The following is a 14042-nucleotide window of genomic DNA, read 5'->3' on the forward strand; positions in this document are numbered from 1 at the left end:
GCTCATGCCAGCATCTTCTCCACGGGCAGAACCAGAATGGCGCTGGCACCCGCGTTTTTCAGGCTTTCCAGCGTCTCCCAGAACACGTTCTCGCGGCAGACAGCGTGTACGGCGACCTTATCGCCGTCGCCGTCGAGCGGCACGATGGTGGGAGACTCGCTGCCTGGCAGGAGTTTGCGAATCTCCGTCAATCGATCACGCGGCGCGTGCAGCATGATGTACTTGCTTTCCTTGACCTGCTGCACCCCATCGATGCGCATGGTCAGGCGGTGAATCCATTCCTGCTTTTCCTGCGTCACAGGCACTGGAGTGCTGATGATGGCCGCCTGGCTCTCCAGAACCGTTTCGGCTTCGGAGAGATGATTCGCTATCAGCGTCGAGCCGGTGGATACCAGATCGCAGATGAAATCGGCGCGACCGAGTCGCGGTGCGATTTCCACGGCGCCGGACATGGTGACGATGCTTGCCTGTACATCGCGTTCGCGCAGGAAACGGGCGAGGATGTTGGGATACGTCGTGGCGATGCGCTTGCCGCGCAGCGACGATGCGTCCTTGTACTCGGTACCGTCCGGCACTGCGATCGACAGCCGGCACCTGCCGTAATCCAGCACCATGACCTGTTCGAACAGTGGCGTGACGCCGCTTTCGGCGAACGCCAGGCGCTTTTCCTCGATGACGTTCAGGCCGACGATTCCGAGATCGCAGACATCCTGCTGCACGAGGTCAGGAATATCGTCGTCGCGGACGAACAGCACGTCGAGCGGCATGTTCTCGCCGTAGCACATCAGCTGATCCTTGCCGCGGCTGTATTTCAGGCCGCAGCGAACCAGCAGGTCGAGCGAGTTCTCGGTGAGTCGCCCGGACTTCTGCAGGGCAACTTTCAGACGCGAAGATTTGTCCATCATGATATTTGGCCTCAACCGACCCGATGTTCCTTGAGGCGTTCCGACGCCAGGGAATATCCGCCGTTGCCGTTGGTGAGATAACGCGCGACGCGGCCGATTGTCGTGACACTCACACCGGTTTGCCTGTGAATCTCCCGATAAGGGACGCCTGCCTGCAGCAGCCCGACGACTGCCCAGCGATCCGCCAGCGCCTGTAATTCGGCCGGCGTGCACAGATCGCGAAAGAACGATCGACATTCATCCACGCTCTTCAGCGTCAGAACGGCAGCGCAGAGCGATCGCTCCGCCAGCGCTTCCTGGCGCGGCGTGACCAGTCGATGTTCTTTCATGTGCAGACCCGGGAAGAGTGTGAACGCGTACGAGTGTAATAGCGCGCTAGTACACTATTACGTCGGCCTCGCAGCTGTCAACCTGAAGAAGGGCGGCGATTGCCAGTCACACTTCGTGTTTTCCCTGAAGGACGGCGGCGGCGGGCCGTCCATGCGGTTGATTTCCTTGACGCTTCGCCCGCGTGGCCCCTAGACTTCCCGTGCTCATCGAGACCGGCGGAGGGTAAGGCCCTTGGATGCCGGGGCAACCGTCGAGGCCAACCACCTCGAAAAGGTGCCAACTCCTGCGGCGACCGCAAGGTCGCGACAGATGAGTTGCTGTATAGCCGCGTGCTTCTTAGCGAGCCTGCGGATGGTTTACAGCGACCTGCCGCTACGGTACTCCGTAGGGTTTCTGCGATGCGCGAAACCTTAGTTTCTCACCGCCAGGTGAGGATCATGGAGTATGTGTTTCGATGGCTGCCCTGTCAGATCCGGTGGCACCTGCCGGTGCACCGGGGGAAATCCCCTTCCAGGAAGGCGTGCTGGAACTGCCCGGCGCGTTCAAACTGCATTTCGGCGGTCAGCTCGACAATGTCCGGATCGCCTGGCGACTCGTGGGCACTGATGGCCCCATCGTCGCTGCTCTCGGCGGCATCTCCGCGGGAAGACAGGTCACGGGCAGGTCGCCCCGCGGCTGGTGGAGCGAGATCGTAGGTCCCGGCGCGCCGCTCGACCTGCACCATCATCGTGTCCTCGGAATCGACTTTCTCGGCGGCAGTGCCGAGACGACCGGGCCGCGCGCCGGCCAAACGAATTTCCCCTCAGTCAGCGCCTACGACCAGGCCGTGCTGCTTCGGCAATTGCTCGACCATCTGCAGCTTGCATCGTTGCGAGCAATCGTCGGCGCCTCCTATGGCGGCATGGTGGCGCTGGCATTCGCAGAGCGCTTCCCGAAATCCGTCGGACATATCGTCGTGATCAGTGCCGCCGATCGGGCGCATCCCATGGCGACCGCGTGGCGTAGCGTGCAGCGCGCCACCGTTCGCTACGCGTTGAAGAAGGGCGAAGGGCCGGAGGGCTTGCGCCTCGCGCGCGCCCTGGCGATGGCGACGTATCGCAGTTCGGCGGAATTTTCGACACGCTTCGACGCCGAGCCCGAACGGATCGACGGACGCTTTCAATTTCCAGTCGAAACGTACCTGCTCGCGCGTGGCGATGCGTATGCGGCGTCCTACCTGCCCGAAGCCTTCCTCTGCCTTTCGGAATCCATCGATCTGCACCGGGTCGATGCCGCGCGCATCACCGTTCCCACCACATTGATCAGCGTGATCGAAGATCAATTGGTGCCTCCGGGTGATATGCAGGCGCTGCGATCCCGTCTCGGTGGGCCGGTGGAACTGATCCAGATTTCCTCTCTCTACGGCCACGATGCCTTCCTCAAGGAGGGCGCCGCACTACGACGCATTTTCGACAACGTGCTGAGGACTGCCCAATGAGCGACGCCTTCAGTTCCGCCACTCGTGCAGTCCGAGCCGCGCTCGAGTCCGATACTCAGCACAGCGCAGTAGTGCCGCCCATTCATCTGACGTCGACCTACGCCTTCAAGGGCTATGGCGAGAAGGGCGCGTATGACTACACGCGTTCCGGAAATCCGACGCGCGACGCGCTGGGCGAAGCCATCGCCACCCTGGAGGGCGGAGCGGGTGCCGTCATTACCGCATCGGGACTGGCCGCAGTGACGCTGGCCTGCCAGCTACTGCAGAGTGATGAGCTGCTGATCGCGCCACACGACTGTTACGGCGGCACGTATCGGCTCTTCGACTCATTGTCGAAGCGCGGCGTGCTCAACGTGGAGTTCGTCGATCAGACTGATCCTGCAGCACTGGCGGCGGCGATAGCGAGGAAGCCACGGCTGGTCTGGATCGAAACCCCCAGCAATCCGCTGCTGCGTATCGTGGACATTCGCGGCATGGCTGCCGCGGCTCACGCTGCCGGTGCGCTGGTGCTGGTCGATAACACCTTCCTTTCGCCTGCATGGCAGCAGCCGATCGCACTCGGCGCCGATCTGGTGCTGCATTCCACGACCAAGTACCTGAACGGTCATAGCGATGTAGTCGGTGGAGCCATTGTGTCGGCAACGACGGAGCTGCATGAGAAGCTCGTCTGGTGGGCGAATTGCATCGGTGTGACTGGCGCACCGTTCGACAGCTACCTGACCCTGCGTGGAATTCGCACGCTGCACGCCAGACTCGCCGTGCACGGCGGCAACGCGCTGCGGATCGCGCAATTGCTGGAGCGCCATGCCGCGGTGAGCAAGGTCTACTACCCAGGGCTCACGCAGCATCCGCAACATGAGTTGGCGAAACGCCAGCAAAGCGGCTTCGGCGCCATGGTGAGCTTCGAGCTGAAGGGCGGCATTCCACAGGTCCGCGCCTTCCTGAAAGGATTACGTTGCTTCTCGCTCGCCGAGTCCCTCGGTGGCGTCGAGAGTCTTGTCGCGCACCCGGCTAGCATGACGCACGCTGGCATGGCTGTTGAGGCGCGGGAACGCGCGGGGATTTCCGACTCGTTGCTGCGCCTGTCGGTCGGTATCGAAGACGCCGATGATCTGCTGCACGAACTGCAGAGCGGACTCGATCGCGCCGCTGCTGCCTGAAGCACGCAGGCGAGTAGCCGAGCATCGTGAATCTGACAACCCTGCCGGCGATCACTCCGCCGCTCAGGAAGCCAGGCGAGGTGAAATGGTGAAATCCGGCGCATCGATTCGCTGGCCGTGTGCTACACGAGCCAGCTCGACGCAAGGAGGGTTGCGCGGTCTTTCAGCGAGAAGCGGGCACCCGACGTTGTGTCGCAGGTGCCGCGTAATCTGCCGCCGTGCCATGACGAGCCGACGCGTGACTCGCATCGAGGACGGCGCAGACAAAAAAATAGGCCGGCTCTTCGCCGGCCTTGATGTGGCAACCTAGAAGCGCGGTCGTGGCGATATCGGCTTGAGCCGTCATCGACCTTGGGGACTAACCCGACACGAGCTCTGTTTCCACCAAAGACACCTCGACCGTAGTGGTCGAGACATGGAGATTTGCCCGAAGGCGGAAGCCCCGGCCAGAGATCGAATCACCGGGGCTGGGGAGATCATAACCGTCCAACTACGGTTTGTGGCAAGAAAATTTTCCCGTGCCCAACTGGTCGGGAAATTTATTATAAATCAATTCATTGCAGTGTTTACTGCAGGATTCTCTTGACCACTTCGTCGCCTGCCTGCCGGGTGCTCATGGCGACGCCGCCGACGGCGATATCAGCGGTGCGCAGGCCCGCGGCAACGGCATCTGCCACAGCTTTTTCAACCACTTGCGCTTCCTCAGGCAGCTCCAGGGAGTGCCGCAGAAGCATGGCCGCGCTCAGAATCGTACCCAGGGGATTGGCGATTCCCAGGCCGGCAATGTCAGGGGCGGACCCATGAATGGGCTCATACAGGCCGAGCCGGCCGGCGCCCAGCGACGCGGACGGCAGCAGGCCGAGCGAGCCGGCCAGCATCGAGGCTTCATCCGTGAGGATGTCGCCGAACATATTCTCGGTCACGATCACGTCGAAGCTCGATGGCTTGCGAATGAGATGCATGGCTGCCGAGTCGACCAGCATGTGCTCGAGCTTCACTTCGGGGAACTTGCTCGCTATCACTCTTTCCACCGTGCTGCGCCAGAGCCGTGAGGTTTCGAGCACGTTTGCCTTGTCAACGGAGACGATCGATCTGCGCCGTGTCATGGCGAGCCGGCCCGCCACGAGACTGACGCGTTCGATCTCTTCAACGGTGTACGTGCAAAGATCGCTGGCCGAATCGGCCGTGCGAGTCTTCTCGCCGAAGTAGGCACCGCCGGTCAGTTCGCGCACGACCATGATGTCGGTACCCTGCAGGATTTCCGGCTTGAGCGGCGACGCATCGACCAGGGCGGGATGCACGCTGACAGGACGCAGATTGGCAAACAGCCCAAGCCCTTTGCGCAGAGCCAGCAAGCCCTGCTCGGGACGCACCTTCGCGTTCGGATCGGACCATTTCGGACCGCCGACAGCGCCCAGCAGCACAGCGTCAGCACTGCCACAGGCCGATAAGGTGGAGGCGGGCAGTGCTGATTGCGTCGCATCGATAGCGGCGCCGCCGATCAGATGAGCTTCGAACTTGAAGTCATGACCGAAGCGGCTGGCAACGGCTTCGAGAACCCGCACACCTTCGTGAGTGACTTCCGGGCCGATTCCGTCACCGGCGAGGATGACGATTCTTGCCTGGATGCTCATACCCGGTTCTGTTCGAATTTCGCGATGGCATTTTCCTGCTTCTGCAGGAAGCCGAGTTCGTCCGTGCCATTCAGCAGGCAGTAGCGTGCAAAGCTCTCGACGGGGAACTTCACCGTCGTGCCGTTCGGCAGGGTGAGCGAGTTGGTTTCGAGATCGATGCGAACCTGCGCGCCTGGATTGGCGAGCAGCCATGCATGTGTCGCTTCATCGACGACGATTGGCAACAGACCATTCTTCAGCGAGTTGCTGCGGAAGATGTCGGCGATCTCGGTGCTGATGACGGCGCGGAAGCCAAAATCCACGAGCGCCCACGGAGCGTGCTCGCGCGATGAGCCGCAGCCGAAGTTGCGGCCAGCGACCAGAATGAGGCTGCCAGCGGCCTCAGGCCGATTGAGGATGAAGTCAGGATTGGGGGCGCCGGCGCTGTCGTAACGCCAGTCCGAAAACGCCGCTTTGCCCAAGCCTTCCTTGGTCGTCGTCGTCAGGAAGCGCGCCGGAATGATCTGGTCGGTATCGATGTTCGACGACGGCAGAACGACGGTCTTGGATTCGATGATGCGAATAGGTTGCATGGCGCTCAGGCTTTCAGTGCGGTCAGATACTCGCGCGGGTCCGTGATGCGACCGGCGATCGCTGCTGCTGCAGCGGTGGCAGGGCTGGCGAGCAGTGTGCGCGCACCGATGCCCTGGCGTCCCTCGAAGTTGCGATTGCTCGTGCTGACGGCGTACTGGCCTTTGTCGACCAGGTCGCCGTTCATGCCGAGGCACATCGAGCAGCCCGATTCGCGCCACTCGGCGCCGGCGTCAATGAAGATCTTGTCGAGGCCGCGAGCCTCGGCTTCCCGCTTGACCTGCTGCGAGCCGGGGACGATCAGCGCGCGCACACCCTGTGCGACCTTGCGTCCCTTCAGGATGCTGGCAGCCTGTTCGAGATCCGACAGGCGCGCGTTGGTGCAGCTGCCAACGAAGACCACCTGGATCGGCTTGCCGACGAGCTTTTCGCCGCCAGTCAGCCCCATGTAGGCCAGGGATTTCTCATGGACGGGATCATTCGCGCGTACAGGTACCGAACCGCTGATGGCGACGACCATGCCCGGGTGCGTACCGTACGTGATCATCGGCTCGAGCACGCTGGCATCGATCTCCACGACGCGATCGAACGTCGCGCCAGGATCGGTCTTGAGCTGGCGCCATTGTTCGACCGCCTTGTCCCAGTCAGCGCCTTGCGGAGCGAGGCGTCGGCCCTTCATGTAAGCAAACGTCGTTTCATCGGGAGCAATCATGCCGGCGCGGGCGCCTGCCTCGATCGACATGTTGCAGATGGTCATGCGTTCGTCCATCGACATGGCTTCGATGGCTTCGCCGCGATACTCGATGACGTGACCGGTACCGCCGGAGACTCCGATCTTGCCGATGATCGCGAGGATCAGATCCTTCGCAGTCACGCCTGGCGCAAGACGACCTTTGACTTCGATCGCAAGCGTCTTCGGACGGCGTTGCAGCAGGCACTGCGTGGCAAGGACGTGTCCGACTTCCGTCGTGCCGATGCCGAAGGCGAGGGCGCCGAATGCACCGTGCGTGGCCGTGTGGCTGTCGCCGCAGACGATGGTCTTGCCAGGCTGAGTCGCGCCCTGCTCGGGACCGATCACGTGCACGATGCCGCGCTGGTCGCTATCCAGGCCCAGCAGTTCAACGCCGAATGCACGGCAGTTCTTGTCCAGTTCCTGTACCTGACGCGCTGCTGATTCCACTTTGATCGGGATGCGACCGAACACTTCGTCGGGATCGGTGGGCGTCGAATGATCCATCGTCGCCAGCGTGCGGTCGAGACGGCGAACCTTCAGTCCCTGCGAGCGCAGCAGCGAAAACGCCTGCGGCGAGGTGACTTCATGCACGAGGTGCAAGTCGATGTAGAGCACAGCCGGGGTATCGGCCGTTTCCGGAACAACCTGGTGCTGTTCCCAGACCTTCTCAAACAGTGTCTTTGCGTTCATTAATAGCTGGACAGATCGTCAGTCGACTCGTAGTTCAGGATGCCCGCTCGTTGCGGGCTCGGGTTTGATGAATGGTCAGCGCGCCATCGCCATAGGCGATGGCTCCGGCTCAGGCACCTACTGCTGCGCCTTTCTTGTCGCCGCTGCAGGGTTCCAGCCAGCCCCAGTTGTCGGGGGTCTTGCCGCTGAACAGACCGAAGAAGGCGGATTGCAGGGTTTCAGTCACCGGTCCCCGCTTGCCGGCGCCGATGACGATGTGATCCACCGAACGCACAGGCGTGATTTCCGCGGCGGTGCCGGTCAGGAAAATCTCGTCGGCGAGATACAGCAGTTCGCGCGGAATGGCCTGCTCGGCCACCGCGAATCCGTGTGCTCGCGCCAGCGTCAGCACGCTGTCGCGTGTGATGCCCTGCAGGATCGAGCTGGCGAGTGACGGCGTGTAGATGACACCGTCACGGATGAGGAACAGGTTTTCACCCGCACCCTCACTGACCGTGCCGTCCGTGCTGAGACCGATGCCTTCGGCAAAGCCGAGGCGCTTGGCTTCCATGCTGATGAGCTGGCTCGACAGGTAGTTGCCTGCCGCCTTGCCGAGTGAGGGAATCGTGTTGGGCGCGAGGCGCTGCCAGGACGACACGCAAACGTCGATGCCGTTCTGCAATCCCTCGGCACCCAGGTAGGCGCCCCATTCGAAAGCTGCGACGACGGTGTCGACCTGTGGCGGCGTCTTGGGGGCCACGCCGATTTCGCCGTAACCGCGGAAGGCAAATGGGCGCATGTAAGCGCCGTTGTTCAGCTCATTGCTGACGATGATCTCGCGACAGGCGGCATTGATCTCGTCCTGCGAGTAGGGAATGTCGATCCGGTAGATCTTCGCGGAATCGAACAACCGCCGTGTGTGATCTTTCAGGCGGAAAATGATCGGACCGTTGGGCGTCGGGTAGGAGCGAACTCCCTCGAATACCGTCGAGCCGTAGTGCAGGGCATGGGCCAGCACATGCACCGTGGCATTTTCCCAAGGCACGAGCTTGCCGTTGTACCAGATGTGTTTGGCGGCTTTGATCGGCATGACAGTTCCTGAATCTCGTGCGTCGGGTGAAGCAACCCGGCTGCGCGAGGCAGCCGGGTAACACAGCGTGTGTTATGCGTTTTCCTGCAGCCACGGCATGCGAGCGCGCAGCTTGACGCCAACCTTTTCGATCTTGTGGTTCAGGTCCTGCTTCATCATCTTGTTGTACTTCTTGCGGCCGGACTTGTTCTCGTTCGCCCACTGGCGTGCGAACTTGCCCTGCTGGATTTCCTGCAGAACCTTCTTCATTTCGCGCTTCGTGTTCTTGTTGACGATGCGCGGACCACGGGTCAGATCGCCGTACTTCGCCGTCTCGGAGATGAACTTGTGCATCTTCGCGAGGCCGCCTTCGTGCAGCAGATCGACGATCAGCTTCAGTTCGTGCAGCACTTCGTAGTACGCAACTTCCGGCTGATAGCCGGCTTCGACCAGCGTCTCGAAACCCTTGACCACGAGTTCAGTGGTGCCGCCGCAGAGCACGACCTGTTCGCCGAACAGATCGGTCTCGGTCTCCTCGGCAAACGTCGTCTTCAGCACGCCACCGCGGGTGCCGCCGATGCCGTGTGCGTAGGCGAGGGCGTTGTCCTTCGCCTTGCGGGTTGCATCCTGGAAGATGGCCAGCAGGCACGGCACGCCGCGACCCTGCTCGTACTGGCGGCGCACGAGGCCACCCGGGCCCTTCGGTGCGATCAGCACGACATCGAGATCCTTGCGCGGCTTGATCAGGCCGAAGTGCACATTGAAGCCGTGTGCGAACAGGATCGTTGCGCCCTTGGCGATGTTGCCGATCACATCCTTATAGAGATCCTTCTGCGACAGGTCCGGCGTCAGGAAAGCGATCAGGGCGGCGCCCTTCACGGCTTCAACCGGCTCGGCGACGGCCAGGCCGTCCTTCTTTGCATTACCCCAGCTGGCGCCGCTCTTGCGTACGCCGACGACAACATCAAAGCCACTGTCCTTCAGGTTCAGTGCATGCGCGCGACCCTGGCTGCCGTAGCCGAGGATAGCGATGCGCGCGCCCTTGAGGGCTTTCTTGTTGACGTCCTTTTGCGAGTAAATCTGCATGTGCGCTCCTGAGGCGTATTCAAACAAAATAAAGAACCCCGCCTCGGGCTGGCCGGTGCGGGGTTCGTAATGCGATTCGTGGCCCTATCCGACTTGCGTCCGGCGCGCGATGACGTCTGACGCTTCAGCCGTCATTCTCTGCTCGTCGTCGGCGAGCCATGCTCGATGCGGGCTACACAACCGGGCGGACGACATTGGGAACAGAGGAGCAAGACGGTGTGATAAATCAGGCGGATGGCATCATACGCCCGCCGATCTTGTCAACCCCTTGTACACAATTGCCCGGGGTCTGCGCGGTCTGATCAGGGGTATTGACTGCTCCCATTGCGGGCTCGAGCTGAGGACAGAAGCGAGCATCAACCCTGATATTCTTTCGCCCCCCTCCTGGCTGCTGCATCGCACTGCCGAGACCATGCTCACGACCGTCGCCCACGCTGCTTCCATTCCCATCCATCTGGTCTACGAAGATGCCTTCGAAGAATGGCGTGCCGCGCTGGATGCTGCGACCAATGCCTGGGTCGCAGCGAACTCCTTCAAGGGCGAGCGCTTCAAAGTCATCCTGATTCCCGGATCCGGCGGTGCCCTCGCCGCGGTGGCGCTGGGGCTCGGCAAACGAGCGGGGCGCGATGAATTCAGTTGCTGGCTCGCAGCGGGACTGCCTGATCGCATTCCGGACGGACACTACCATCTGGCGCAATCCATGCCGTTGGCCGCTGCAAAGCAGTTCGCATTCGGCTGGCTCTATGGGCAATACCGGTTCGAGCGTTACCGCCGTGCCGGCCCGGTCCGGTCGGTGGTTCTGCAGGTACCGGACGGTGTCGATGTGGTGGAACTCGAACGACTGCGGGCCGCCGCAGCCTTCGCTCGCGACCTGGTGAACACACCAGCGAATGACATGACGCCGCAGGCACTGGCCGACGCGGCGATCGCGCTGGCCAGGCGCCATGACTGTCGGCATCGCGAAATCGTCGGCGAGGCGTTGCTGGAGCAGCGATTCCCGGCCGTGCACGCGGTCGGTCGGGCAAGCGCTGTGGCGCCGAGGCTCGTGGATTTCGAATGGGGCGATCCGGCTCATCCGAAGGTGACGCTGGTCGGGAAGGGCGTTTGTTTCGACTCGGGCGGGCTCGACATCAAGCCCGGTGCTTCGATGCTGCTGATGAAAAAGGACATGGGAGGCGCTGCCGCCGTGCTGGGCCTTGCGCAAGTCATCATGGATGCGAAGTTGCCGATCCGTTTGCGCGTGATCGTGCCTGCAGTCGAGAACGCCATTGCCGGCAATGCATTTCGACCGGGCGATGTGATCGCGACACGCAAGGGCCTGTCCGTGGAGATCGGCAATACGGATGCTGAAGGGCGACTCATCCTCTGCGATGGCCTGGCCCTGGCCGACGAAGAAAAGCCGGATCTGCTGATCGACATGGCGACGTTGACCGGCGCGGCACGCGTCGCGCTCGGTCCCGAGTTGCCGGCGCTGTTCTCGAACGACGATGCGGCCGCTGCCGAACTGGTGCGAATCGGCCTCGTCGAATCCGATCCGTTGTGGCACATGCCGCTGTGGCCGGGTTACGACGACGAACTGTCGAGCAAGATTGCCGACCTGAACAATGTATCGGCCTCAGGGTTTTCCGGCGCCATTATCGCCGCACTGTTTCTCAAGCGGTTCGTCAGCGACGCCCGCACATGGATGCACATCGACCTCTACTCATGGAACGGCAAGGATCGCCCTGGTCGACCCGTCGGTGCGGAAGCGCAATGTATTCGCGCGCTCTACGCCTTCCTGAAAACGCGCTACGCGCGCTGACACGTTGAGCGAACCCGCCGCAACCGGCACTGCCGCCGGTCAACCGACCTGGCTTGCCGGCAGGGATCTGGCGTTTCTCGTCGGCATCAATCTCATCTGGGGCCTGAACCTCGTTGCATCGAAGATCGGCGTCGGTCAGTTCCCGCCGATTTTCTTCACCGCGCTGCGCTTCGGTTCGATCGCGGTGCTGCTGATTCCATTCCTGCGTATTCATCGGGGACAGATGCGCACGCTGGCGCTGGCGGCGCTCCTGACCGGCCCCGCGGCATTCGGCTTGCTGTTCGTGGGCGTCTACCTCGTCAAGGATGCGTCGATGGTGGCGATTGCCAGTCAGATGACCGTGCCATTCTCCACGTTGCTGTCGGTGTGGCTGCTCGGAGAGACGATTCGCTGGCGTCGCCGGCTGGGCATTGCTCTCGCATTCGGCGGCGTTGTGATCATCGGTTTCGATCCGCGCGCCTTCGATTACTGGGAAGGCCTGATGCTCGTGGTGCTGTCGTGCCTGGTGGGCTCGCTCGGCCTCATTTTCGTCAAACGCATGAAGGATATTCGCGCGCTCGAGCTGCAGGCCTGGATCGCCATTGCGGGCGGGCCGCTGCTGTTGCTGCTGAGCCTGGTCATGGAACGAGGGCAGTGGAATGCGGTGGTGAATGCCGACCTGAGCGGCTGGAGCGCACTGGCGTTCACGACCATCATGTCGAGCCTCATCGCCCATACCGGCTGGTACTACCTGATCAGCCGCTATCCCGTGACCAGCCTGTCGCCCCTGACGCTGTTGTCGCCGCTGTTCGGCGTATTCTTCGGCGTCACCCTGCTGCACGATCAATTGACCGGCAGGATGCTGCTGGGCGGCGCCGTCACCCTCGCGGGAGTGCTCATCGTCCTGTTGCGCGAGCACCGCATCGTCGATACCGGCACCTGACCGCGCACGGGTGCTTGCAAGAGGCAGGCGTTGTCGCGGAGGATGGCGACCCGCGTTTTTCCATGTAGATGCAAGCCAACTCCATGCCAGCCCGCAAGACCACCCGCTCCCGCACCCCCCGCAACAAAGATTCCGCGCGTCGCTACTCGAGCGAAGTCGTCGACGGTTTCGCCCAGGCTCCCAGCCGCGCCATGTTGCGCGCGGTGGGTTACAAGGATGCGGATTTCAAGAAATCCGCGATCGGCATTGCGTCCACCTGGAGCAATCTGACTCCGTGCAACATGCACATCGACAAGCTCGCGAAAGCCGCGGCCAATGCAGTCGACAAGGCCGGTGGCAAGAGCACGACCTTCGGCACCATCACGGTCTCCGACGGAATTTCCAACGGCACGCCCGGCATGCGCTATTCACTCGTATCACGCGAAGTCATCGCTGACTCGATTGAAGCGGTCTCGGGTGCACAGGGCTTCGACGGCATCGTCGCGATCGGCGGTTGCGACAAGAACATGCCTGGCTGCCTGATGGCGCTGGCGCGCCTGGATCGGCCCGCTGTCTTCGTGTACGGCGGCACGATCAAGCCGGGCAAGAAGCGCCGTGACATCATCTCCGTGTTCGAGGCCGTCGGCGCGCGTGCGGCCAACACCATCAGCGATGCGGACCTGCTCGATATCGAACGCACGGCGATTCCGGGTCCGGGCAGCTGCGGCGGCATGTACACGGCCAACACCATGGCCTCCGCCATCGAAGCGCTGGGCATGAGCCTGCCGAACAGTTCGGCTCAGGAAGCGGTGTCCAGCCAGAAGCTCACCGACTGCCGCAATGCTGGGAAGGCCGTGCTGCAGCTCGTCAAAGCCGATCTGCGCCCGTCACAGATCCTGACCCGCAAGGCGTTCGAGAACGCGATCACGGTAGCGATCGCTCTGGGCGGATCGACCAACGTCGTGCTGCATCTGCTGGCGATCGCCCATTCGGTCGGCGTGCCGCTGGAACTCGACGATTTCACACGCGTCGGCAAACGGGTGCCCGTACTCGCGGATCTGCGGCCGAGCGGCAAGTACGCGATGTCGGAACTGATCAGGATCGGCGGTATCCAGCCGCTCATGAAAATGCTGCTGAACGAGGGCCTGCTGCACGGCGACTGCCTCACCGTGACCGGCAAGACGATGGCGGAGAACCTCGCCGAGCTCGACCCGCCACGTGCGGACGACGACGTGATCCGCGACCTGGGCCGGCCGATCCACCGCACCGGCGGGATCACCATCCTCAAGGGCTCGCTCGCCCCGGAGGGGGCGGTCGTGAAGTCGGCGGGCTTCGACGACGAGGTGTTCGAGGGCCCGGCGCGCGTCTTCGACGGTGAGCGTGCCGCCATGGACGCGCTCGAGGCCGGGCAGATCCAGCACGGCGACGTGGTGGTGATCCGCTACGAGGGCCCCAAGGGCGGGCCCGGCATGCGCGAGATGCTCGCGATCACGGGGGCCATCAAGGGCGCCGGGCTCGGCAAGGACGTCCTGCTGATCACCGACGGCCGCTTCAGCGGCGGCACCACCGGGCTGTGTGTCGGTCACCTGGCGCCCGAGGCCGTCGACGGCGGACCGATCGCCTTCCTGCGCGACGGTGACCTGATCCGGCTGGATGTGGCCAACGGGCACCTCGACGTCCAGGTCGACCCTGCGGAGCTGGAGAGCC

At 62.7% G+C, this 14042-nt stretch carries 12 protein-coding genes and 1 riboswitch; of the genes, 5 read left to right on the plus strand and 7 right to left on the minus strand.

The window, feature by feature from the left end; genetic code table 11:
• Positions 1–2: 2 nt before the first annotated feature.
• Both hisG and VIZ63_RS03875 read right to left on the minus strand, forming a co-directional pair.
• Positions 3–902, minus strand: coding sequence for an ATP phosphoribosyltransferase (gene hisG, locus VIZ63_RS03870; RefSeq protein ID WP_349261118.1), 900 nt, complete (start codon positions 900–902; stop codon positions 3–5).
• A 14-nt stretch (positions 903–916) separates the two neighbouring features.
• The gene (locus tag VIZ63_RS03875; RefSeq protein WP_331608182.1) at positions 917–1234 is read right to left on the minus strand and encodes a YerC/YecD family TrpR-related protein; all 318 of its coding nucleotides are present in this window, start codon (positions 1232–1234) and stop codon (positions 917–919) included.
• Positions 1235–1435: 201 nt separating this feature from the next.
• Positions 1436–1551: riboswitch (SAM riboswitch) on the plus strand.
• Positions 1552–1689: 138 nt separating this feature from the next.
• On the opposite strand from VIZ63_RS03875, the gene metX reads away from it, so the two are divergent.
• Positions 1690–2712, plus strand: coding sequence for a homoserine O-succinyltransferase MetX (gene metX / locus VIZ63_RS03880; RefSeq protein WP_331608183.1), 1023 nt, complete (start codon positions 1690–1692; stop codon positions 2710–2712).
• Positions 2709–3872 (plus strand): cystathionine gamma-synthase, encoded by a 1164-nt coding sequence (gene metB / locus VIZ63_RS03885; RefSeq protein ID WP_331608184.1) that lies wholly within the window; start codon positions 2709–2711, stop codon positions 3870–3872. The genes metX and metB overlap by 4 nt, the downstream gene beginning before the upstream one ends.
• 566 nt (positions 3873–4438) lie before the next feature.
• Here metB and leuB read toward each other — a convergent pair.
• The 5 genes from leuB to ilvC form a co-directional block, all read right to left on the minus strand.
• On the minus strand, positions 4439–5500 hold the full coding sequence (leuB, locus tag VIZ63_RS03890) for a 3-isopropylmalate dehydrogenase (RefSeq protein WP_331608197.1): 1062 nt from the start codon (positions 5498–5500) through the stop codon (positions 4439–4441).
• Positions 5501–5502: 2 nt separating this feature from the next.
• The gene (gene leuD / locus VIZ63_RS03895; protein WP_331608185.1) at positions 5503–6078 is read right to left on the minus strand and encodes a 3-isopropylmalate dehydratase small subunit; all 576 of its coding nucleotides are present in this window, start codon (positions 6076–6078) and stop codon (positions 5503–5505) included.
• A gap of 5 nt (positions 6079–6083) precedes the next feature.
• The gene (gene leuC, locus VIZ63_RS03900) at positions 6084–7499 is read right to left on the minus strand and encodes a 3-isopropylmalate dehydratase large subunit (protein WP_331608186.1); all 1416 of its coding nucleotides are present in this window, start codon (positions 7497–7499) and stop codon (positions 6084–6086) included.
• A 109-nt stretch (positions 7500–7608) separates the two neighbouring features.
• Positions 7609–8568 (minus strand): branched-chain amino acid transaminase, encoded by a 960-nt coding sequence (locus VIZ63_RS03905; RefSeq protein ID WP_331608187.1) that lies wholly within the window; start codon positions 8566–8568, stop codon positions 7609–7611.
• A gap of 72 nt (positions 8569–8640) precedes the next feature.
• Entirely contained in the window at positions 8641–9633 is a 993-nt protein-coding gene (gene ilvC, locus VIZ63_RS03910) for a ketol-acid reductoisomerase (protein WP_331608188.1), read from the minus strand.
• A 412-nt stretch (positions 9634–10045) separates the two neighbouring features.
• Between ilvC and VIZ63_RS03915 the strand changes: the two genes are divergently transcribed.
• The 3 genes from VIZ63_RS03915 to ilvD all read left to right on the plus strand — a co-directional run.
• Positions 10046–11434, plus strand: coding sequence for a leucyl aminopeptidase family protein (locus VIZ63_RS03915; protein ID WP_331608190.1), 1389 nt, complete (start codon positions 10046–10048; stop codon positions 11432–11434).
• Positions 11435–11438: 4 nt separating this feature from the next.
• Complete coding sequence (locus VIZ63_RS03920; RefSeq protein WP_331608191.1) at positions 11439–12356, plus strand: DMT family transporter; 918 nt, start codon at positions 11439–11441, stop codon at positions 12354–12356.
• Positions 12357–12424: 68 nt separating this feature from the next.
• Positions 12425–14042: dihydroxy-acid dehydratase (gene ilvD / locus VIZ63_RS03925; RefSeq protein ID WP_331608192.1), on the plus strand; the 1618-nt coding region annotated here is incomplete at its 3' end.

The sequence above is a fragment of the Povalibacter sp. genome (assembly GCF_036520495.1).
Lineage (GTDB): Bacteria > Pseudomonadota > Gammaproteobacteria > Steroidobacterales > Steroidobacteraceae > Steroidobacter.